Consider the following 20,979-nt stretch of genomic DNA (forward strand, 5'->3'; position numbering starts at 1 on the left):
TCGTTCGATTCTAGCGCAGCTAGACTTCAAGCCATTCGGCGCGAATTTCATGTGCCCGTGCCAGTTCATCGGGTGTCCCCTCAAACACGAGTGCCCCGCGCCCCATCACCGCTACGCGTTGTGCGCAACTGAGCGCGAGCGACAGCTTTTGCTCGATCAGCAATATGGCCACGCCCGACGCGCGCAGTTCGGTCAGAATACGGCCGATCCGCGCCACCACACGCGGTGCCAGCCCTTCGGTCGGCTCATCCACGATCAGCAAATCGGGGCCGGCCATCAGTGCACGGCACAGCGACAGCAACTGCTGCTCGCCGCCCGAGAGCGACGCCGATGGCGCATGCCGGCGGGGTGCCAGTTCCTCAAAGCGCTCGAAGGCCTCTTCCAATGTCAACGCACGGTTTGTCCGCACAGGTGATTGTGCGTGGTCATTTTCGCCTCCATTGCCACGCGCGTTGCCACGTCCGGCCTGCGTTCCTCGCTGGCCAAGCAGCAAATTCTGCGCCACCGTCAGCGGCCCGAACACATCGCGTGTCTCGGGCACATAGCCGACGCCGAGCCGGGCGATCTGGTGCGGTGCCAACGACGTGAGCGACTTGCCTTGCCAGCGGATCTCGCCCTGCCGCGGCAGTTGCCCCATGATGGCGCGAGCGAGCGTCGAGCGTCCCGCCCCGTTACGCCCCAGCACTGCGACGATCTCACCCGGGGCTACGTGCATCGTCACCCCATTGAGCACGCGAGCGCCGCCATACCCAGCGGTGAGGTTGACGACTTCAAGCATCGCGTCCCCCTTCGGCCGTTGCCGCACCAAGGGCGTCGGCATACTCGCCGAGATAGGCCGTCCGAACATCCGGGTGCTCTCGAATACGCGCCGGCACATCGCACGCGATGATCTTGCCGCGCGCCAGCACCGCGATTCGGTCGGCCAGCGAAAACACGACCTGCATGTCGTGCTCGATCATCAATAGCGAACGTCCCCGGCTGAGTTCTGCAATGAGGGCCACCACCCGCGCCGATTCGGACTGACTCATCCCGGCCGTGGGTTCGTCGAGCAACATCACCTGCCCTGCGGCAGCCGCGCACAAGCCGATTTCGAGAATCCGCTGTTCGGCGTAGCTCAAGGCATCCGCGGGGTCATCGCGGCGCGTATCCAGCCCCAGACGGACCAGCCAGTCTTCGCTGATCGCCGTGACATCGCGCAACCCGCGCATGCTTCGCCAGAACGTGTAGCGGTGCCCATTCGGCCACAGTGCCGCACAACGCAAATGGTCGACAACACTCGTGTCCAGAAACAATTGCGATGTCTGGAAACTTCGTGACAAGCCAAGCCGGCTGATGATGTGGGGTGGCCGGCCGGTGACATCGCGCGCGTCCAGCAAAACACGCCCCTCATCCGGCGACGTGCGTCCCGAAATCACATCGAAGAGCGTGCTTTTGCCCGCGCCGTTCGGACCGATGATCGCCAGCCGCTCCCCGGGAGCAAGTGTGAGGTCGACGTCGTGGAGCACCTGCGTGCGGCCAAACGATTTACGAACCCCGCGCACGCTGAGGATCGGCTGCGCCCCCGCACTCGCGCTCCCCGCACTCCCTGCTCCCCCTGTAGTCCCAACACTCCTTTGCGTGCGCGTCATGGCTGATCTCCGGCACTGCGGGCTAACCGTCCAACATGGGCCGAAACATGACGGACAGCCGCCATCAGCCGCGGCCACGCGCGGTACAGCCACGCAGCACCCAGCATCAGGCTCAGCGTCGCCACACCCCATCGCGCCCAACCATTCGACGCGCCCGCGCCGCCCAGCCACGACTGCCCGGGGTCGATCGCACTGGCGACGGCGAGTCGAATGCCATAGGTCATTTCGATCACAGCGATCAAACCGCCCACCAACATGGCCAACCCCGCGCATACGGCCAGATACGGACGCCATAGACGTCGCAACGTGCCCTGACGAAACGTTTGCAGTACCCGCATGTGTCCGGCGACCAGCCCGGCCACACCGCCCGGCGCAAACACTACAACAGCGAGAAATCCGAGACCGAGATAAAGCTGCCACGCCCGCGTCATCGTCGCGAGCACGACGGTCGCGAACACACCGATCACCGCGCCGGCCATCGGCCCGGCAAAGTAGGCCGTGCCGCCCAGCACTGTGAATACCAGCACCACGCCGGAACGCTCGAGACTGAAAGTGTCGGCACTCGCCAGCTCGAAATTGAGGGCGCCGAGTGACCCTGCCACGCCAGCAAACGCAGCGGCAATGATCTGCATCCGGTAACGAACCGCCGCAGGGGATTGCCCCAGAAACGCCACCCGCCCGGCGTTGTCTCTCACCGCGCGCGCCAGAAAACCCAAGGGGGTCCGGGTGACCGCATACATTAGCGCCGCGCAAATGAACAGCCAGACCGCCACTAGCCCGTAAACCTCGCGCTGCGAGCCGAACGTCAGGCCCAGCCACGGCGCCCCCAGCGTCCGGTCAGTGGCAATGCCGCGCTCGCCGCCAAACCACTCGGGCAGCATCGCAGCCACGACCCAGACCAACTCGGCGACGCCCAGCGTGATCATTGCGAATGTCATACCCGCGCGGCGCGTGGTGACATAGCCGAGCGTCGCGCCCGCCAGCGCCCCCGCCGCCGCACCAGCCAGCGGTACGGTGAACATCGAAATGGGCATCGCGCCGGCCCCGATGCGATTCATGCACCAGACACCTGCATACGCGCCGATACCCGCATAGGTCGCATGGCAAAAGCTCAGCAACCCGGTAGACCCAAGTAACAAGTTGAACGACAACGCCAGAATGGCGGCGGTGCCCATCTGCGTCATCAACGTCAATGCCGAATCTGACGGAAAGCACCACGGCAAGACCCCGAGGAGCAACGCGAAGCCTGCCCAGATCGCAACACGCTTGCCTGACGACAGGTGTGATGTGGGAGACACCGGCGATATCGACGACGTCTGCGACATCGGCGCCCTGAATACGGTCGTCATCGATGCGCTCGCCGGCTCGGGCAACTCGGGCAACTCGAGCTTACGGCCGTCCGTCGGGCGTTGGGTCGGGTCATCTGCGGCGTCGCGCATCATCCCTCCCGCACGCCGAGCAGACCGCGCGGACGCCACAACAACACCGCCACCATCAGCAGATACGGCACGGCCGGGGCCAGTTGCGCCAACGTCAGGCGGGCAACCGGCGACAACACGTCGAAGATCGCGCCCTGTGCGGCCGACGGCCACCACGGCGCAAGGCTCGCGTCGCTCGTGACGGCCCACGTCTGCAAGATGCCGATCAGCAGCGACGCCACAAACGCACCGCTTAATGACCCGAGCCCACCGACCACCACCACGACAAACACCACGCTACCGACCGTCGCGGCCATGCCCGGCTCCGTCACCAGCACATTGCCGCCTGCTGCGCCCGCCAGCGCCGCCAAGGCGGCCCCGCAGGCGAACACGCCGGTGTATAGCGCAGGCACGTCGTAGCCGAGTGCCTGTGTCATGGCCGGTTGTGCCCGTGCCGCCTGCAACACGAGCCCGGCACGGGTGGCACGAAACGCGCCCCAGACCAGCGCCGCCACCGCACACGCGAGCGCCATCAGAAACAGCCGATAAGCGGGAACGGCAACACCCAGCACCGTGACCAGCACGCCCTCGAACGCGGCCGGCACCGCGTAGTCGACCGGCCCGCGTCCCCAGACGAGTTGCACCAGTTCCACCACGATGTACGCCAGACCGAAGGTCGCCAGCAGTTCCGCCAGCGCGCCACGCGTGCGCAATCGCCGCAAGACGCCGCGCTCGAACACCGCCCCGAAGACGCCGACAATGACCGGGGCCAGCACCAGCGCCGGCCAGAAACCGAGCGCAGCGGACAGCGCGTAGGCGAAGTACGCACCGAGCATGTAAAAACTGGCGTGCGCGAAGTTCAGCACGCCGAGCATGCTGAAGATCAACGTGAGCCCGCTCGACAGCATGAACAGCAGCAAGCCGTAGCTCACGCCGTTCACGAGGACGAGGCCAGCCGTGGCGCTCAGGAAATGCACTGCGACTCCTTGGTCAATGTCTTGCTTCGATGCGAACGAGAGGCAAACGAAACGCAAAAGAAAGGCGAACGAACGACAAACGAAAGACGCGGCAAACAGGGCCGCGTCGAACGAAAATCTGGCTGACATTATAGGGGGCGCAGGCCACTGGATTGGCGGCCGACCTGCCGGAAAATGGCGTCAAGACTAGCTTTTAGGGCGCCAACTGCACCCCGCTTCGGAGTTTTCCGAGAGGGGCAAGGTCACGGCGCCCACCGACACCCTACGGCGCCGCCTGATAGTCCCGGAATCGCTCTCGCAACTTGAGCTTGAGCATCTTGCCGGTGGCCGTGTGGGGAATCTCGTCGACAAACACGACATCGTCGGGAATCCACCATTTCACGACGCGCCCTTCGTAGAAGGCCAGCACGTCCTCGCGCGTGAGCGACGATCCCGGCTTGCGCACGACCACCAGCAGCGGACGTTCCTCCCACTTCGGGTGGCGCACGGCGATACAGGCCGCCTCGTGAATCTCGGGGTGCGCCATCGCGATGTTCTCGACGTCGATCGAACTGATCCACTCGCCGCCAGACTTGATCACGTCCTTGCTGCGGTCGGTGATCTGCACGTAGCCCTCGGGATCGATGGTGGCCACATCGCCCGTCGGGAACCAGCCATCGACGAGCGGCGACGTGTCGCCGCGGAAATAGCGATCGAGCACCCACGGCCCCCGGGTATACAGATCGCCGAATGCCTTGCCGTCCCACGGCAGCTCCTCGCCCTCGGGCCCGACGATCTTCAGATCGACGCCGTAAATGGCCGTCCCCTGCTTCTCCAGAATATGCTGCTGATCTTCCGCCGGCAGCTCGCGATGGTGCTTGCGCAGATGGCAAAGCGTGCCGAGCGGCGACATCTCGCTCATGCCCCACGCGTGGATGACTCGCACGCCGTAGTCTTTTTCGAACGTGGTCAGCATCGCGGGCGGGCACGCCGAGCCGCCGATCACCGTGCGCTCCAGCGTCGAGAACCGGGCCCCGATGGATTTCACGTACGTCAGCAACCCCAGCCAGACGGTTGGCACACCGGCCGAGAAGGTCACGCCCTCGGCTTCGAACAACTCATAGATCGACTTGCCGTCGAGGTCTTTTCCGGGGAATACGAGCTTCGCGCCGACGAGTGCGCTCGAGTACGGCATGCCCCATGCGTTGACGTGGAACATCGGCACGACCGGCAGCACGGCATCGCGCGCCGACATCGCCATGGCATCGGGCAGCGACGCACCGAACGCGTGCAACACCGTCGAGCGGTGACTGTAGAGCACGCCCTTGGGGTTGCCGGTGGTGCCCGACGTGTAGCAAAGCCCGGACGCCGTCTTCTCGTCCATTTCGGGCCAGACGTACGTGTCGGCGTCTTCGGCGGCCAGCAGGTCTTCGTAGCACAGCAAAGGCAGCGTCGACGCCGGCAGATGCGCGCGGTCGGTCATGGCGATCCAGCCCTGCACGCCCGGACATTGCGGTGCAATGGCTTCGACCAACGGCATGAAGTTGATGTCGAACGCCACGTAGCGGTCTTCGGCGTGATTGACGATGAACGCAATCTGCTCGGGAAACAGGCGCGGATTGATCGTGTGGACCACGCTGCCCATGCCCGAGACGCCGTAATAGAGCTCGAGGTGGCGATAACCGTTCCATGCCAAGGTGCCGACGCGCTCGCCGTCGCCCACTCCGAGGCGGCGCAGGGCAAGGGCCAGCTGTCGCGACCGTCGCTCGGCGTCACGCCATGTGTAGCGGTGAATGTCGCCTTCCACGCGACGCGAGACGATCTCGGTGTCGCCGTGGTGGCGCGCGGCGTGTGTCAACAGCGAAGAAATCAGCAGCGGCGCGGCCATCATCTGGCCGAGGAGCGGTGGTGCCATGCGTCGAATCTCCAGAAAAGTCGGAATTACCGGAATATCGGGATACGTCTGGACTGCGGCTGTGAGCTGTGATCTGCAAATGGGTTCGTTGAGCACGGAGCGTGACGGGGTGGCACGTCTGATGCGTGCATTCATAGGGCCACGCACTCCGATTCTTGACGCGCCCGGGCCGCCGGTCAACGCCGATCGCTTGTGCGGCGCAGCACGACGGCCTGCCGCGCGCACGCGCCGTTCTCGCCAAAGTGCGCTGGCAAAGCCCTCGCAGCGCGGCAGCAAGCGCCGGACACCTCAAGTAGAATGTTTGTTCACCATCAGGAACGTCCCCAATGTCGGCATCAGACCGCCCCGCAAGCGCTTTCCCGGCTTCAACAGCCGCACCGGCCGCCCCTTCGTCGCTCAGGAATTTCGGCCCGCTGAATCTCGCGAACCGGTTTGCGTCGCTCGGTCCGGACTTCTATACCCGCCTGTCTCCCCAGCCGTTGCCCGAGCCCTATCTGGTCGGTTTTTCGCCCGATGCCGCCCGCCTGCTGGGCTGGTCGCCCGATGCCGCGCGCGATCCGGAGTTTCTCGCGACGTTTGCCGGCAATCAGCCGCTCGCCGGCGGCGACCCGCTCGCCAGCGTCTACTCCGGGCACCAGTTCGGGGTCTGGGCCGGCCAACTCGGCGACGGCCGCGCGCTATTGCTGGGCGAAGCGGATGGTGCCGGCGGCCGCTGGGAAATCCAGCTCAAAGGCGGCGGGCTCACGCCTTATTCGCGCATGGGCGACGGCCGCGCCGTCCTGCGCTCGTCGATTCGGGAATTTCTCTGCTCGGAAGCCATGTTCCATCTGGGCGTGCCGACGACGCGCGCCCTGTGCGTGGTCGGCTCTGACGCCCCGGTGCGCCGCGAAACGATCGAGACGGCGGCGGTCGTGACACGCCTGTCGCCGAGCTTCATCCGCTTCGGCCACTTCGAGCACTTCTGGGCCGCCGGTCAGCACGACGCCCTGCGCCAGCTCGCCGACTTCACGATCGATCACCACTATCCGCATTGCCGCGAGGCGGCCAATCCGTACCTCGCGTTGCTCGAAGCGGTCTGTGAGGCGACCGCCGAGCTCATCGCGCACTGGCAGGCCGTGGGCTTCTGCCACGGCGTGATGAATACGGACAACATGTCCATTCTCGGTCTCACGATCGACTACGGTCCGTTCGGCTTTCTCGACGGCTTCAATGCGCATCACATCTGCAATCACTCGGATACGCAGGGCCGTTACGCCTATCAGGCGCAGCCGAACGTGGCGTACTGGAATCTGTTCTGTCTCGCGCAAGCGCTGCTGCCGCTGTTTGGTGACGGCGACGCTGCCATCGAACAGGCGCAATCGGCATTGCCGGTGTTCAAGACCCGCTTTGCCGAGGAAATCGACCTGCGTATGCGGGCCAAGCTCGGGCTGCGTGAGTCGCACGCCGACGACGAGGTGCTCATCAATCGTCTGTTCAAGCTGATGCACGAGGGCCGCGTGGACTTCACGCATCTGTTCCGCTCGCTCGCCGCGCTGCAACTCGACAACCCGGCGGCGGATGCGCCGTTGCGTGACATGTTCATCGACCGGGCAGGCTTCGATGCGTGGGCCGTCGACTATCGGGCACGCCTGCGGCAAGAAGCCAGCACCGATGCCAAGCGCGCCGTTGCGATGCGTCTGGTCAATCCGAAATACGTGCTGCGCAACCATCTGGCCGAAGTTGCCATCCGTCGGGCGCAAGAGAAGGACTTCTCGGAAGTGGACACGCTGCTGCGCGTGCTCTCGCGTCCGTACGACGAACAGCCGGAATTCGAGCGCTACGCCGAACTGCCGCCCGACTGGGCCGGTCAGTTGGAAGTGAGCTGCTCTTCGTAAGCGGCACCGCATTCACATTGACGGCAACAAGCATTGGCAACTGACGCATTGCGAACGAGGGAATTATCCCAATATGCAACTCGTCAGATGACACTCGGATCATAGAAATCCGGGTATCGAAACTCAGGAGAATTTCATGAGCAAAGTGGAAAAAAGCGATGCCGACTGGCGCGCCCAACTCGACGACGTCGAGTATCAGGTCACCCGCAACGCAGCGACCGAACGCGCCTTCACCGGCCGTTACTGGGATCACTGGAAAGACGGGACCTACCGGTGCGTTTGCTGCGGTGAGCCGCTCTTCCAGTCAACCGACAAATTCGACGCAGGTTGCGGCTGGCCCAGCTACAGCAAGCCGGTCGAGGGTGCCGGCGTCGACGAAATCATGGATTACAGCCACGGCATGGTGCGCGTGGAAGTGCGCTGCCGTAACTGCGACGCCCATCTGGGCCACGTCTTCGAAGACGGCCCGGCGCCGACCGGTTTGCGGTACTGCATCAACTCGGCATCGCTGAACTTCGATGACAAGGAAGGCAGCCCGGCGCCGGATGACAAGGCCGGAAAAAGCGACTGACATCGATGCGCCGCCGGGGACGTTGACGCGTCGGTGCGGTTCAGGGAAGTCACCGATTGCGGGTCGGTATTCTGCTATGCTGAGTTTCCTCTTTCAACAATAAGGAACGCCTCTCATGTCCGTGCAAAAGACTCGCTTCGCCATGCTTCTCGCTTCGGCAGCCGCCCTCGGCGCGCTGTCGGCCACGCCGGCTATCGCGCAGTACACGGGCCCCGGTGCCCCGCCCGCTGCGGCCGTCGCCGTACCGTCGGTGATGCCGAGTGTCGTCTCTGTCCAGCAAGCGCTGTCCGCCCCTGACGACGCGCAAGCCGTCATCGAAGGCTTCATCGTCAACCGCATCAAGCACGAGCACTACACGTTCCGCGACGACGCGGGTCACACCATCGAAATCGAACTCGACGACAAGTATCTGCCGCCGGGCGTCAAGATCGACGACAAGACCCGCGTTCGCATCACGGGCGAAGTGGACCGCCATCGTCATCGTCCGAGCGATATCGACGTCAAGCGACTCGAAATCATTCGATAAGCGCTGTCTTCGGGCTGCCATCGCTGCAATTCGCGCCCGGAAAGCGGGGCTTTGAAAACAGGGGCTTTGAAATATAATGCGGGTTTGCCGCCCGGTGAGATTCAACGACGCGCGTTCAAGGCGCGTTCGACGTCTGCACCTCAGGCCGGCAAGCCCGTAGCCCCCAAGTCGAGACCTCATGAAATTTCTGTTCGACCTGTTACCGGTCATTCTGTTTTTCGTCGCCTTCAAGTTCGCCGGCATCTACATCGCCACGGGCATCGCGATCGCCACCACGATCGTTCAAGTTGTCTGGATGTGGCTGCGTCACCGCAAAGTCGAGCCGATGCAATGGGTCAGCCTCGGCATCATCGTGGTGTTCGGCGGCGCCACCATCTGGCTGCATAACGACACCTTCATCAAGTGGAAGCCCACCGCGCTTTACTGGCTGTTCGGCATCACGCTGTTCGTGGCGGAACTGGTGTTCGACAAGAACCTGATTCGCACCATGATGGAAAAGCAGATGGCGCTGCCCGAGCACCTGTGGCGTTCCGTGAACTTCAGCTGGGCGCTCTTCTTCCTCGCGATGGGCGCACTCAATCTGGTGATCGCCTATCAGTTCTCGACCGACACTTGGGTGAACTTCAAGCTCTTCGGCGGTATGGGTCTCATGGTGGTGTTCATCGTCGTGCAGAGCCTATGGCTCGCGAAGTACATCAAGCAAGACGAGTAACCTGCGACCGGAACCGACACCATGACCATGGAACAGCAAATCGAGGCGCGCCTCACGGCCGCCCTCACCCCGATCGAGATGGTTCTCGAGAACGACAGCGCGCGTCACGCCGGCCATGCCGGTGCCGCGTCCGGCGGGCATTACAACCTTCGCATCGTCTCGCCCGCCTTCGCCGGTCGCAACCGCGTGGCGCGGCATCGGCTGGTGTATGATGCGCTTGCCGATTTGATGCAGAACGGCATTCACGCCCTCGCCATCGTCGCGCTCGCCCCTGGCGAAGCGTAAGAACGCGTGCGACGCGTCCCCCGTCGATTAACCTTGCCTCCGTCATTCGTTAGGAAAAACAGCATGGCATTGAAACTCGCCCGCACGGCATTGGCGCTCGCCGCCACCGTGTCGCTGACCGCCGTATCCCTTCCCGCACTTGCCCAGAATGTTGCCGTTGTGAACGGCACGCCGGTGCCCGTCAAGCGCGCCGATGCGATGGTGCGTGAAATGGTCCGTCAGGGCCAGCCGAACTCCCCGCAACTGCAACAGCAAGTGCGCGAAGAGCTGGTCAAGCGCGAAATTCTCGCGCAGGAAGCCGTGCGCCAGGGTCTGGCCAGCGACGCCGACGTGAAGGCTCAGGTCGAACTCGCCAAGCAAGGCGTGCTGATTCGTGCACTGATCACCAACTTCCAGAAGACTTCGCCGGTCACCGACGCCGATGTGCAGGCGCGCTACGACCAGTTGAAGAAGCAGTTCGGCGACAAGGAATACCACGCGCGCCACATCCTCGTGCCGAGCGAAGATACGGCCAAGGAAATCATCGCCAAGCTCAAGGCAGGTGCCAGCTTCGCCGATCTGGCCAAGCAGTACTCGAAGGACCCGGGTTCGGCGCAAAACGGTGGTGATCTCGACTGGTCGCCGGCCAATGCTTACGTGCCGGAATTTGCCGACGCGCTGCAAAAGCTGCAAAAGGGTCAGTACACGCAGACCCCGGTGAAGACCTCGTTCGGCTATCACGTCATCGAACTCGACGACTCGCGCGACGCACAGATCCCGCCGCTCGCCGACGTCAAGCCGCAACTCGTGCAGCAGATGCAGGAAGAGAAGCTTCAAAATTTCATCGACGGTCTCGAGAAGAAGGCCAAGATCCAGTAAGGATCGCCGGCGTCTTGTCAGACATGAAAAACCCGCCAGATGGCGGGTTTTTTGTTGATGCACGAAGACAATCTCCGCATCGCCCCGTCACTGGCCGTTCCGCTTCAATCCTTCAGGACCGGAGTTACCGGTTAGCGCGCCGCCACGCGGGGCACTCGATAACGCACCTGTCGGTGGGGACACCGGCGCCGATAAGGCGGCAATCTGGTCATCCGGCACGTAGACGAAAACGCCGCCCGCTGCCGCCGTCGGAATGACGCGGATCACCGGAAGGAAACGGCCCGTCTGCGCCAGATAGTCTTGTTGGAGATAGCGCGCCTCCGCCACACCGTCATCCACCGAGATAAACGCTTCGAGCGGCAAGCTCAGCGGAATATTCTGCGGCCATGGCCGGATCACCAACTCGTTGTAGGCGTGCCGTGGGTTCTCGTTCGGGAAATGGCGACGTGCCTCGATACTCATTTGGAAGCTGGCTGCATCGGGGCGAAACGGACATTGCGTGCCAAGCGAAGTGGTCAGATAGTGGGCCTGCCACGAAGCAATCGTCGTCACCCCCATCTCGTCACAAAACCTGTGATCCGCGTTGCTGTAACAGCTCTCGTAACGCGACCCCGTCCATCCATCGGACGGAAATTCACAGCGCAGGGTCAGCGGGTATCCCGTCGGCGCACCGGACTCTCGCATGATGAACCCCGTGCCACCACGCGCGTCGATCAGCGACGTCACCCCTGCGTCCGCCCGCATATAGGAGAACGGAACCCCATCTCGCCCCACCGCACTGGGACTCGGGTTCCACGCATGAAATTCCGCCGAAGCCGCAGCAATGCGCACGATCACACCATTGCAATAGAACGCCGGCCGCCCCCCGGGACACGTCGGAGACACATCCGCATAGCGTGCATTCAACCGATCGGCGACGCGAAACCCTTCGTCGAGTTGATCGGTTTCGTCAAAACCATAGGCGGCACCCTGCGGTGGCCCAAACCCCATGCGCAAGATCGGCACCCACGCGCCGGTCGCATCGAAATACTGCATTTGGTAGCGCTGCGCCTGAATGAGTTGCCCGCCGTGGCTGACGTCGTAGAAGAACGCCTGCACGGGAATCGTCTCCGGTTTTGCTGGGTCCCATGCCGCGACGAGCACATTGTTCGGCCCTGCTGCCAGCACATCGGTCACCAGGGCATGCGCGTCGAGCGACGCCTTGAACTGCTTCGCGACAGTCGCACTGAACGAGCATTGCCCGTTGACGTCGCTACCGTTGCCCGTGAATAACGTCATCCAGCCGGGCGCATCCGTCACGCCGTTGGGCAGGCAAGAACTCAGATCTGGTGGCGATGCGGCGGCCGCCGCCAGCAAGTCGCAGCCGTGCGACGCCGTGTCCGCTGCGGGCGTTACCGCCACCGGGTAAGAGCAGCGCACGGCGAGCGGCTTGCCCCACCCCGCCGCCGTCAATCCATCCGCGAGAATAAAACCCGCGCTCGTTGCCAGCCCGCTGGTACGCACGTCATGTCTCACGTAGGCAACGTTGGCCGATTGCGACGCCAACTCCTGTGCCGTCAGCTGTGCAAACGGCTGCGAAGCGTCATCCGGCAACGCACGCATCAACACGCCAGAACACATCCACGCAGGACGATTGAGCGCGCACTGCGTCACGCTCGACTGATATCGCTGGTTGACCAGATACGCGACATCGGCGCCCGTGAGCGCGTGGACCGGCAGCGCCCACAGTCCGACAAGCACAACGGCGAAGAACATCACGGCGCTGCGTGTGCGGAGTGCGCCGCGTGCGCTGAGTATGCTGAATAAGCGAGCGATCAGCGTGCGGGTGCCGACGAAATCATCGAGATGCCACATGACAAGGCTCCCCTACACCGCCACTCGCAACACTCTCGAAAACAAATACGGGTCACTCGCCGTCGTGCCGATCGCGTAAGTGATGAATACCGTCGTCCCGGCGCTCTCGCTCACCCACCCTGCGGGAATGCTGAAAATGTTCGCCAGCCCGGGCACGACTGCCTGAAGTTCTGTATCGCGAACGACGCGCCCTTCCCAGCGCACGCGGGCGGTTTGCCCGACAACTTGCGTGCCATACAAGACGGTGACCTGCGTGCGGCCGGCATTGATGGTCGGCATGGGCAGCGGCGTCCCCTGAACGCGCAGGTTCATCGCGTCGGAGATTTCGATGGGGCCGCTTCCCCGCTTGACGCTGAACGTCACCGACACCGTGCTGCCGATGGCATCGAGCACTTCGCGGCGCGGCACCCGCAACGCGACGCGCGCGGGGATCGTAACCGTCCAGATCGACGTGTCGTAGATGGACGAGGGGCCTCGCCACCGACCACCCACCGTTTGTCCGGCGGACATGCCATCGTATTGCGGGACTTCAATGTGTACGAACTCGCGATCGTAAAAATCGTCGACCAGCAGTTGATCGCCGTTGCCGCCGGTGGCTTCGAGTATGCCGGGCTTGAGATTCACGATCGATTCGATGTCCATGACACGCTCCTGAAGGTTCACGCTCGTATCAGGCCACGCGTACCACGGGCGCAACAACTGTCAACGTTGACAGGCGCACACTGAGCGCACGCCCAATAAAAAACCGCCTGCCCCATGACAGGACAGGCGGTTTTTACGTCATCGACGCCGCGGCGCCGTCAGACGAGAGACAACGTTTTACGCAACCCAGCGACGTGCGTTGCGGAACATGCGCATCCACGGGCTGTCTTCGCCCCACTGCGCCGGTGCCCAGCTCATCTGCACGGTGCGGAACACGCGCTCCGGGTGCGGCATCATGACCGTGAAACGCCCGTCGGCCGTCGTCACCGACGTGAGACCACGCGGCGAGCCGTTCGGATTGAACGGGTACTGCTCGGTCGGCTGTCCACGGTGATCGACAAAGCGCATCGCGGCGATTGCCTGATCGATGTTGCCCTGCTGACCGAAGTTGGCGAAGCCTTCGCCGTGCGCGATCACGATCGGCAGTTGCGAGCCGGCCATGTCCTTGAAGAACAACGACGGCGAGTCGAGCACTTCGACCTGCGTCAGACGGGCTTCGTACTTCGACTGGTTGTACGTGAACTTCGGCCACGCGCCCGCACCCGGAATCAGGTTCGACAAGTTGCTCATCATCTGGCAACCGTTGCACACGCCCAGCGCGAACGTGTCGGCACGGTTGAAGAAGCCCGCAAACTGCTCGGCCAGCGCCGGGTTGAACAGAATCGTCTTCGCCCAGCCTTCACCCGCACCCAGCGTGTCGCCGTACGAGAAACCACCGCAGGCGATAAAGCCCTTGAAGTCTTCCAGTGCCTGACGGCCTTCCAGCAGGTCGCTCATGTGCACGTCGTACGCTTCGAAGCCGGCCTTGTCGAGGACGTAGGCCATTTCCAGATGCGAGTTCACGCCCTGCTCACGCAGCACGGCCACCTTCGGGCGAGCACCGGTCGCGATGAACGGCGCAGCGATATCTTCGTTCGCATCAAACGTGAGCTTCGGCGACAGGCCCGGATCGCTCGTGTCGTTCAGTGCTTCGTACTCGGCATCGGCGGCGGCCGGGTTGTCGCGCAGACGCGCAATACGCCAGCTCACTTCCGACCACAGACGTTGCAACTCGGCACGCGGTGCGCCGAACACCTTCTTCGCATCGCGATAAATTTCGATGACATCGTTCGGATTCGGCTTGCCGATCACGTTGGTGCAGGCCGACAGACCGGCTTCGCGCAGCGCTTGCAGCACCGCGTCGCGATCGCTCGCACGCACCTGAATCACACCGCCAAGCTCTTCGGAGAACAGCGCGCGCAGCGTCTTGTCTTCGCGACGGCCGATAGTCTGCTTCGCCCAGTCCTTGGCGTCGCCGTAGTCCGACTCGAAGCCTTCGTCCAGCGTGAGCATGTCGACGTTGAGCGAGACGCCCACGTGGCCCGCAAACGCCATTTCGGCCACCGTGGCGAAGAGACCGCCATCCGAACGGTCGTGATAAGCGAGCAGCTTGCCGTCGGCGTTGAGCTTCTGAATAGCATCGAAGAAGCGCTTGAGGTCTGCCGGATCGTCGAGGTCCGGCGTGACGTCGCCGATCTGTTGCGTCACCTGCGCGAGAATACTGCCGCCCAGACGATTCTTGTTGTGGCCCAGATCGATGGCGATCAGCACGGTCTCGCCGGCTTCTGCGACCGAGCGCAGTTGCGGGGTGAGGTGGCTGCGCACGTCTTCGACCGGTGCAAACGCCGACACGATCAGCGACACCGGGGAGACCACGTCCTTGTTACGGCCGCTGTCTTCCCACTTGGTACGCATCGACAGCGAATCCTTGCCGACCGGAATCGAGAGACCCAGCGCCGGGCACAGTTCCATGCCCACGGCCTTGACCGTATCGAACAGCGCGGCGTCTTCGCCCTCGGTGCCGCAAGCCGCCATCCAGTTGGCCGACAGCTTGATCTGGTCGAGCGACTTGATCGGTGCGGCCGCGATATTGGTAATCGCTTCGCCCACGGCCATGCGGCCCGAGGCCGGTGCATCGATCACGGCGAGCGGCGTACGCTCGCCCATGGTCATCGCTTCGCCACGGAAACCGGCGTAATCCATCAACGAAATCGCGCAGTCAGCCACCGGCACCTGCCACGGACCGACCATCTGGTCGCGCGCGGTCAGGCCGCCCACGGTACGGTCGCCGATGGTGATCAGGAACGACTTGCTCGCCACCGTCGGGTGACGCAGCACAGCGCGCGCGACTTCATCGAGCGACAGGCCGGTCACGTCGACCGGCGGGAATTCCGACTTCACGCGCGTGACATCGCGGTGCATACGCGGCGGCTTGCCGAGCAGCACATCCATCGGCATATCGACCGGGTCCGGCGATTCCGGATGCATCGGGTCGACCAGCTTCAGTTGGCGTTCTTCGGTCGAGACACCGACCACGGCCACCGGGCAACGCTCGCGCTGGCAAACGGCCTGAAATGCCGGGAAGCTGTCCGGGGCGATGGCCAGCACGTAGCGCTCTTGCGCTTCGTTGCTCCAGATTTCGGCGGGCGACATGCCCGACTCTTCCAACTGCACCTGACGCAGATCGAACAATGCGCCCTTGCCTGCGCCGTCCACCAGTTCCGGGAAGGCGTTGGAGATACCGCCTGCACCCACGTCGTGAATCGACAGAATCGGGTTGGCCTCGCCCTGACGCCAGCACCAGTTGATGACTTCCTGCGCGCGACGCTCGATTTCCGGGTTGCCACGCTGCACCGAATCGAAGTCGAGCTCGGCCGTGTTGGTACCGGTCGCCATCGAGCTGGCAGCGCCGCCACCCATCCCGATACGCATGCCCGGGCCGCCGATCTGAATCAGCAGCGTGCCGGCAGGCAGGTCGTTCTTGTGGGTGTGTTGGGCCGCAATGTTGCCCATACCGCCGGCAATCATGATCGGCTTGTGATAGCCGCGCACGCGGCCAGCCACGTTTTGCTCGTAGGCACGGAAGTAGCCGCCGATGTTCGGGCGGCCGAATTCGTTGTTGAACGCAGCGCCGCCGAGCGGGCCGTCGATCATGATTTGCAGCGGCGAAGCGATACGGTCCGGACGGCCATAGTCGGTGCCGGTGTCATCGGGCTTGCGCAGCGACGGCGGCACGGCGACGTCGCGGTCGTTTTCCCACGGCTCACGGGCGTCCGGCAGGGCCAGATTCGACACGGTGAAGCCGGTCAGGCCCGACTTCGGCGTCGATCCACGCCCCGTGGCGCCTTCGTCGCGAATTTCGCCGCCCGCACCCGTCGATGCGCCCGGGAATGGCGAAATTGCCGTCGGGTGGTTGTGCGTCTCGACCTTCATCAGCGTGTGCGTCAGCTCGACGCTGCGGCCGTACTTGGCGTCGGCGCCGCGCGGATACCAGCGCTCGACCTCGGCACCTTCCATCACGGACGCGTTGTCCGAATACGCCACCACCGTCCCTTGCGGGTGCAGTTGGTGCGTGTTCTTGATCATCTGGAACAGCGACTTGTCTTGCGCCTCGCCGTCGATGGTCCACTGGGCATTGAAAATCTTGTGACGGCAGTGCTCGCTGTTGGCCTGCGCGAACATCATCAGTTCGACGTCGGTCGGGTTGCGCTTGAGCGCAACGAACGCTTCGACCAGATAGTCGATCTCGTCTTCGGCGAGCGCCAGACCCAGATCGCGGTTGGCCGCTTCGAGGGCGCTACGGCCTACGCCGATCACGTCCACCGTCTGCAACGGCTTGGCCGGCAGTTCGACGAAGAGCACTTCAGCGTCTTTGCGGGTGGCGACCACGGTTTCGGTCATGCGGTCGTGCAGCACGTCGGCCACACGCGCCAGCACATCGGCGGACAGCGACTTCTTGCCGCCCAGCAGGCCCGACTTCACGCCGACGGTGTATTCGACCGCGCGCTCGATACGGCGCACATCGGCAATACCGCAGTTGTGGGCGATGTCGGTGGCCTTGCTCGCCCACGGCGAGATCGTGCCCAGACGCGGAATCACCAGCAACTGATCGCCAACCGGCTCTTCACGTACCGGTTCACCGTAGGTCAGCAGGCCGGCAACACGGGCCACGTCGTCGCTCGATAGCGGCGCGGCACTGGCCACCAGATGCACGTAGCGCGCGTCAATGCGCACGATCGAGCTGTCGATGGCTTGCAGGGTCTGCAAAAGACGTTGCTGGCGGAATTCGGAGAGCGCCAAGGCGCCGGCGAAGCAGGCAATGTGAGTCATGGAAGGACGGAAGGCGAGGCGTTCAAAACGCGGGGGAACGACAAACCGGGATTATACCCTGCTTACCCGGGGTTATACCCGAGTGAGAAACGTCTTCGCGCCCCGCCGCGGCCGCTCTCTGGTAACCTATGCCCCCCGTGACGAACACGCGCTGCCCAAGATTTATGGCACGCGGTCGGTTCAGTCAGGAGACACAGAACTACACTAACAAGCGAACGTACGGGCGTTCGCCACACACCAGACGGTTGGGAATGAAGGTCATCGTTATCGGCGGCGGGGTTATCGGCACTTGCACCGCCTACTATCTGGCCGCCGCGGGGCATACGGTTACGCTCGTCGAGCGCAACAGCACAGTCGCGCAGGAAAGCAGCTTCGGCAACGCCGGCGTTATTGCGCCCGGCTACGTGACGCCGTGGGCCGCACCCGGCATGCCGCGCAAGCTGCTCGGCTACATGTTCAGTGCGGCGAGCCCCCTCATCTTCCGTCCCGGCCTGTCGCGCGGCACGTGGCGCTGGGCGTCGCGCTGGCTGCGCGAATGCAAGCTCGAGCGCTATCGCGCCAACCGCGAGCGCATGCAACGCATTGCGTTCTACAGCCAGCGCTGCCTGCACGAGCTCCGCGAGCAGCATCTCTTCGAATACGAACAAACGCAGGGGTACCTGCAACTGTTCCGTACCGAGCGCGAAATCAAGATGAACGAACCGGCGCGCGCCATGCTCGCCGAGAACGAGGTGCCGCACCGCCTGCTCACACCCGAGGAGTGCCGCAAGCTCGAGCCGTCGATTTCGACCGATGCGCCGCTGGCCGGCGGGCTGCATCTGCCGCGTGACGAAACCGGCAACTGCCCCCTATTCACCAAGCGCCTCGCCCAGATCGCCCGCGACATGGGCGTGACGCTCGCCACCGAAACGACGGTGTTGGCCGTGCGCCCGAATCTCGGGCGCGCCGGCGTCACCGTCGAGACCGCCAGCACCGCGCAGCCGTTGCAAGTCACGTCGATGGAAGCCGATGCCGTGGTCATTGCGGCCGGCGTGGCAAGCACGGCGCTGCTGAAGCCGCTCGGCATCGATCTGCCGCTTTGGCCGATCAAGGGCTACTCGCTCACCGTGCCCGTGAAGAACGAAATGTTCAGCCCGCGCATCGCCGTGATGGACGAGTCGTACAAGACGGCCATCACTCCGCAGGGCAACCGATTGCGCATCGCCGGTACGGCCGAGCTGGGCGACACCCAGTTGGTGCTGCGCGAGCGCGCCATTGCCACGCTCTACAAAGTGGCGACGGACTGGTTCCCGGGCGCCGGCAAGTACCGCGAAGCGCGAGCTTGGGTCGGCGCACGTCCGATGCTGCCCGATGGTCCGCCGTTGCTTGGCGCGACACACTTGCCCGGCATCTACCTCAATCTCGGCCATGGCTCGACCGGCTGGGCGATGGCCTGCGGCTCCGGGCGCGTGCTGGCCGACGTGATCTCCGGCCAGACACCCGACATCGACCTCAACGGGCTAACGTTGGCCCGCTACGCTCACTAGGCTCACTAGGCTCGCTGGCCCCACTGACTGCATCGATCGCCCGATCGTCCTGATGGCGCGCGCACTGAATGTGCGTGCGCTGTCAGTGAATGCCGACAGCCCATCGGGGAATGCGCTGGCAGGCACCCCGCTGCATTCACGGCATAATCGTCGAATTACCGCCTGATTCGCTTCATTCGCTTGATCCGTCCGTTCTGCCCGTTCTGCCGAACCATCCGTCGAGTGTTCCGCCGCCACGCGCGACGAACGCATCGGAACGCATCGTTTTCGCAGAATCCCGGGGCGGACAGGCTCACCGCCATCGACGCCGCCATGGCTTTCCGGGAGTTGTGCCTGTCATGACCGATCACCTGCATGTCGACGATTCTGCCGCCGCCCCCGCGAGCCCGAGTCCGCTCGCGAGGCCGTCTCGATTGCCTCAGCCGTCCGACATCGTCGACGGTCCGCTCGCCGACACGCCGCTCCCCCTGTATTTACCTGCCGATTTGCGTGAGATCGAACGCGCAAGCGCCGCGCAATTGCCGCCGCACACGCTGATGGCGCGCGCGGGCGCCGTCGTCGCCAACTGGTTGTACGGACAATTACCGGCACTCGCGACGGCCGGACGCCAGCCCGTGCTGTTGCTCGCGGGCCCCGGCAACAACGGCGGCGATGCCTATGTCGCGGCCCGCGAACTGCATCGTCGCGGCGTGCTGGTCGACGTCTGGCAGCTCGCACCGCCCGTCGCCGACGACGCGAAATGGGCGCATGCCGAAGCCGTCGCCGCTGGCGTGCCGATACGCCCCGCACCGGACGTATGGCCGCAGCCTTCAACCTATGCGTGGATCGTGGACGGCCTGTTCGGCATCGGCTTGTCGCGCCCGCTCGATGGCCCGGCCGGTCGCCTTGTCGAGAACATTGCCTATGCGCATGCCCAAGGCACGCCTGTGCTCGCGATCGACATCCCCAGCGGCCTTGGCGCTGCGTCCGGCGTTGCCAGCGGCCCTGTCATCCGCGCCAACGTCACCATCGCCATGCTGGGCGCCTGCCCGGGGCTTTTGACCGGCGAAGGACGCGACATCGCCGGCCGCGTGCTGGTAGCCACCTTGGGTGCCGATGACGCACTGTCTGCGGCCGCATCCACGTCATCGCTATCGACCAACACCCCGAGCGCCTTTCTTGCGGACCTGCCACAACGTCACCATGCCTCCCATAAGGGCAGCTACGGCTCGCTCGCCGTGCTGGGCGGCCACGACGGCATGATCGGTGCGCCGCTGCTCAGCGCACGCGCGGCATTGATGAACGGCGCCGGGCGGGTCTACGTCGGTTTCGTGGCGCACGAGGCCCCGGCGTGGGACCCGGTTCACCCCGAACTGATGCTGCGTCACGCAGAGGGCATTGATCTCGCCGCGATGCAGGCCGTCACTATCGGTCCCGGGCTGGGCACCTCGGCGGCCTCCGCGGCATGCCTCTCTCGCGTGCTGGCGCTGGAAGACACCCCGCTCGTGCTCGACGCCGACGCCCTCAACCTGCTCGCGGCAGAACCGGCCCTTGCCGAGCGTGTGCGCAGCCGCACCGGCCCCACGGTGCTTACGCCGCACCCGCTTGAGGCCGCACGGCTGGCCGGTTGCGATGTGCAACGCATTCAGTCCGACCGGCTCACCTCCGCCCGCACGCTGGCCCGGTACTTCGGCGCCACCGTGGTGCTGAAGGGATCGGGCAGCATCATCGACAACGGCACGCACGCGTGGGTCAACACAACGGGCAACGCAGGGCTTGCGACGGCAGGCACGGGCGACGTGCTGACCGGCATGATCGGCGCGATGCTGGCGCAAGGCATGCCTGCCGCCACCGCGGCGCTGGCCGGCGTCTGGCTGCACGGACGTGCCGCCGAGCGGTGCGTAAGCGAGGGTGCGGGCCCGGCGGGCTTGACCGCATCTGAACTTTTACCGGCCATGCGCGCCGAACTGGCAGCGGCGCTCAGGCGAGCGCCGTCATGAATGCGGCGGGGTGAGCGATCGATGGT

Annotated in this window: 16 protein-coding genes; 8 read left to right on the top strand and 8 right to left on the bottom strand. The window is 64.3% G+C overall.

Going from position 1 to position 20,979, the window contains the following annotated elements; translation table 11 throughout:
- Positions 1-19: 19 nt before the first annotated feature.
- The 5 genes from PIN31009_RS14380 to PIN31009_RS14400 form a co-directional block, all read right to left on the bottom strand.
- A complete protein-coding gene (locus PIN31009_RS14380; RefSeq protein ID WP_150790676.1) occupies positions 20-778 on the bottom strand; it encodes an ABC transporter ATP-binding protein in 759 nt (252 codons plus the stop codon).
- Positions 771-1,628, bottom strand: coding sequence for an ABC transporter ATP-binding protein (locus PIN31009_RS14385; RefSeq protein ID WP_150790677.1), 858 nt, complete (start codon positions 1,626-1,628; stop codon positions 771-773). Before PIN31009_RS14385 ends, PIN31009_RS14380 begins: the two co-directional genes overlap by 8 nt.
- Positions 1,625-3,067: a branched-chain amino acid ABC transporter permease gene (locus PIN31009_RS14390; protein WP_246185673.1), complete on the bottom strand. Its 1,443-nt coding sequence runs from the start codon at positions 3,065-3,067 to the stop codon at positions 1,625-1,627. Before PIN31009_RS14390 ends, PIN31009_RS14385 begins: the two co-directional genes overlap by 4 nt.
- A complete protein-coding gene (locus PIN31009_RS14395) occupies positions 3,067-3,954 on the bottom strand; it encodes a branched-chain amino acid ABC transporter permease (protein ID WP_246185699.1) in 888 nt (295 codons plus the stop codon). The genes PIN31009_RS14390 and PIN31009_RS14395 overlap by 1 nt, the downstream gene beginning before the upstream one ends.
- Positions 3,955-4,285: 331 nt before the next feature.
- Positions 4,286-5,917 (bottom strand): 3-(methylthio)propionyl-CoA ligase, encoded by a 1,632-nt coding sequence (locus PIN31009_RS14400; RefSeq protein ID WP_150790679.1) that lies wholly within the window; start codon positions 5,915-5,917, stop codon positions 4,286-4,288.
- Positions 5,918-6,243: 326 nt separating this feature from the next.
- On the opposite strand from PIN31009_RS14400, the gene PIN31009_RS14405 reads away from it, so the two are divergent.
- The 6 genes from PIN31009_RS14405 to PIN31009_RS14430 all read left to right on the top strand — a co-directional run bounded on the left by PIN31009_RS14405 (position 6,244) and on the right by PIN31009_RS14430 (position 10,743).
- Positions 6,244-7,791, top strand: a complete 1,548-nt coding sequence (locus tag PIN31009_RS14405) for a protein adenylyltransferase SelO (protein WP_150790680.1) — start codon at positions 6,244-6,246, stop codon at positions 7,789-7,791.
- Positions 7,792-7,927: 136 nt separating this feature from the next.
- The gene (msrB, locus tag PIN31009_RS14410; protein ID WP_150684330.1) at positions 7,928-8,362 is read left to right on the top strand and encodes a peptide-methionine (R)-S-oxide reductase MsrB; all 435 of its coding nucleotides are present in this window, start codon (positions 7,928-7,930) and stop codon (positions 8,360-8,362) included.
- Between the two features lie 115 nt (positions 8,363-8,477).
- Positions 8,478-8,888, top strand: a complete 411-nt coding sequence (locus PIN31009_RS14415) for a YgiW/YdeI family stress tolerance OB fold protein (RefSeq protein ID WP_150684331.1) — start codon at positions 8,478-8,480, stop codon at positions 8,886-8,888.
- A gap of 178 nt (positions 8,889-9,066) precedes the next feature.
- Positions 9,067-9,600, top strand: a complete 534-nt coding sequence (locus PIN31009_RS14420; protein ID WP_150684332.1) for a septation protein A — start codon at positions 9,067-9,069, stop codon at positions 9,598-9,600.
- Positions 9,601-9,621: 21 nt separating this feature from the next.
- On the top strand, positions 9,622-9,885 hold the full coding sequence (locus PIN31009_RS14425; protein WP_087687877.1) for a BolA family protein: 264 nt from the start codon (positions 9,622-9,624) through the stop codon (positions 9,883-9,885).
- A 63-nt stretch (positions 9,886-9,948) separates the two neighbouring features.
- Positions 9,949-10,743 carry a peptidylprolyl isomerase gene (locus tag PIN31009_RS14430; RefSeq protein ID WP_150684333.1) on the top strand — a complete coding sequence of 265 codons (795 nt, stop codon included), beginning with the start codon at positions 9,949-9,951 and terminating at the stop codon, positions 10,741-10,743.
- Positions 10,744-10,830: 87 nt separating this feature from the next.
- Here the strand turns inward: PIN31009_RS14430 and PIN31009_RS14435 are convergent, their stop codons facing one another.
- The 3 genes from PIN31009_RS14435 to purL all read right to left on the bottom strand — a co-directional run bounded on the left by PIN31009_RS14435 (position 10,831) and on the right by purL (position 17,448).
- Positions 10,831-12,597 carry a hypothetical protein gene (locus PIN31009_RS14435; protein WP_150790681.1) on the bottom strand — a complete coding sequence of 589 codons (1,767 nt, stop codon included), beginning with the start codon at positions 12,595-12,597 and terminating at the stop codon, positions 10,831-10,833.
- 12 nt (positions 12,598-12,609) lie between these two features.
- Entirely contained in the window at positions 12,610-13,239 is a 630-nt protein-coding gene (locus PIN31009_RS14440; RefSeq protein WP_150790682.1) for a hypothetical protein, read from the bottom strand.
- 177 nt (positions 13,240-13,416) lie between these two features.
- Positions 13,417-17,448 (bottom strand): phosphoribosylformylglycinamidine synthase, encoded by a 4,032-nt coding sequence (purL, locus tag PIN31009_RS14445; protein WP_150790683.1) that lies wholly within the window; start codon positions 17,446-17,448, stop codon positions 13,417-13,419.
- Positions 17,449-17,699: 251 nt separating this feature from the next.
- On the opposite strand from purL, the gene PIN31009_RS14450 reads away from it, so the two are divergent.
- Together PIN31009_RS14450 and PIN31009_RS14455 are read left to right on the top strand one after the other, a co-directional pair.
- The gene (locus tag PIN31009_RS14450; protein ID WP_246185674.1) at positions 17,700-18,974 is read left to right on the top strand and encodes a D-amino acid dehydrogenase; all 1,275 of its coding nucleotides are present in this window, start codon (positions 17,700-17,702) and stop codon (positions 18,972-18,974) included.
- A gap of 338 nt (positions 18,975-19,312) precedes the next feature.
- The gene (locus tag PIN31009_RS14455) at positions 19,313-20,953 is read left to right on the top strand and encodes an NAD(P)H-hydrate dehydratase (RefSeq protein WP_150790684.1); all 1,641 of its coding nucleotides are present in this window, start codon (positions 19,313-19,315) and stop codon (positions 20,951-20,953) included.
- The last annotated feature ends 26 nt before the right edge of the window (positions 20,954-20,979 follow it).

Source organism: Pandoraea iniqua (assembly GCF_902459685.1).
GTDB lineage: Bacteria > Pseudomonadota > Gammaproteobacteria > Burkholderiales > Burkholderiaceae > Pandoraea > Pandoraea iniqua.

What these genes read in the sequence shown, in the direction of transcription:
- PIN31009_RS14430 (WP_150684333.1), top strand. Translation starts at nt 9,949, where the DNA reads ATGGCATTGAAACTCGCCCGCACGGCATTGGCGCTCGCCGCCACCGTG.
- PIN31009_RS14455 (WP_150790684.1), top strand. Translation starts at nt 19,313, where the DNA reads ATGACCGATCACCTGCATGTCGACGATTCTGCCGCCGCCCCCGCGAGC.
- PIN31009_RS14405 (WP_150790680.1), top strand. Translation starts at nt 6,244, where the DNA reads ATGTCGGCATCAGACCGCCCCGCAAGCGCTTTCCCGGCTTCAACAGCC.
- PIN31009_RS14385 (WP_150790677.1), bottom strand. Translation starts at nt 1,628, where the DNA reads ATGACGCGCACGCAAAGGAGTGTTGGGACTACAGGGGGAGCAGGGAGT.
- PIN31009_RS14400 (WP_150790679.1), bottom strand. Translation starts at nt 5,917, where the DNA reads ATGGCACCACCGCTCCTCGGCCAGATGATGGCCGCGCCGCTGCTGATT.
- PIN31009_RS14425 (WP_087687877.1), top strand. Translation starts at nt 9,622, where the DNA reads ATGACCATGGAACAGCAAATCGAGGCGCGCCTCACGGCCGCCCTCACC.
- PIN31009_RS14435 (WP_150790681.1), bottom strand. Translation starts at nt 12,597, where the DNA reads ATGTGGCATCTCGATGATTTCGTCGGCACCCGCACGCTGATCGCTCGC.
- PIN31009_RS14380 (WP_150790676.1), bottom strand. Translation starts at nt 778, where the DNA reads ATGCTTGAAGTCGTCAACCTCACCGCTGGGTATGGCGGCGCTCGCGTG.
- PIN31009_RS14390 (WP_246185673.1), bottom strand. Translation starts at nt 3,067, where the DNA reads ATGCGCGACGCCGCAGATGACCCGACCCAACGCCCGACGGACGGCCGT.
- PIN31009_RS14395 (WP_246185699.1), bottom strand. Translation starts at nt 3,954, where the DNA reads ATGCTGTCGAGCGGGCTCACGTTGATCTTCAGCATGCTCGGCGTGCTG.
- PIN31009_RS14450 (WP_246185674.1), top strand. Translation starts at nt 17,700, where the DNA reads ATGAAGGTCATCGTTATCGGCGGCGGGGTTATCGGCACTTGCACCGCC.
- PIN31009_RS14415 (WP_150684331.1), top strand. Translation starts at nt 8,478, where the DNA reads ATGTCCGTGCAAAAGACTCGCTTCGCCATGCTTCTCGCTTCGGCAGCC.
- msrB (WP_150684330.1), top strand. Translation starts at nt 7,928, where the DNA reads ATGAGCAAAGTGGAAAAAAGCGATGCCGACTGGCGCGCCCAACTCGAC.
- PIN31009_RS14440 (WP_150790682.1), bottom strand. Translation starts at nt 13,239, where the DNA reads ATGGACATCGAATCGATCGTGAATCTCAAGCCCGGCATACTCGAAGCC.
- PIN31009_RS14420 (WP_150684332.1), top strand. Translation starts at nt 9,067, where the DNA reads ATGAAATTTCTGTTCGACCTGTTACCGGTCATTCTGTTTTTCGTCGCC.
- purL (WP_150790683.1), bottom strand. Translation starts at nt 17,448, where the DNA reads ATGACTCACATTGCCTGCTTCGCCGGCGCCTTGGCGCTCTCCGAATTC.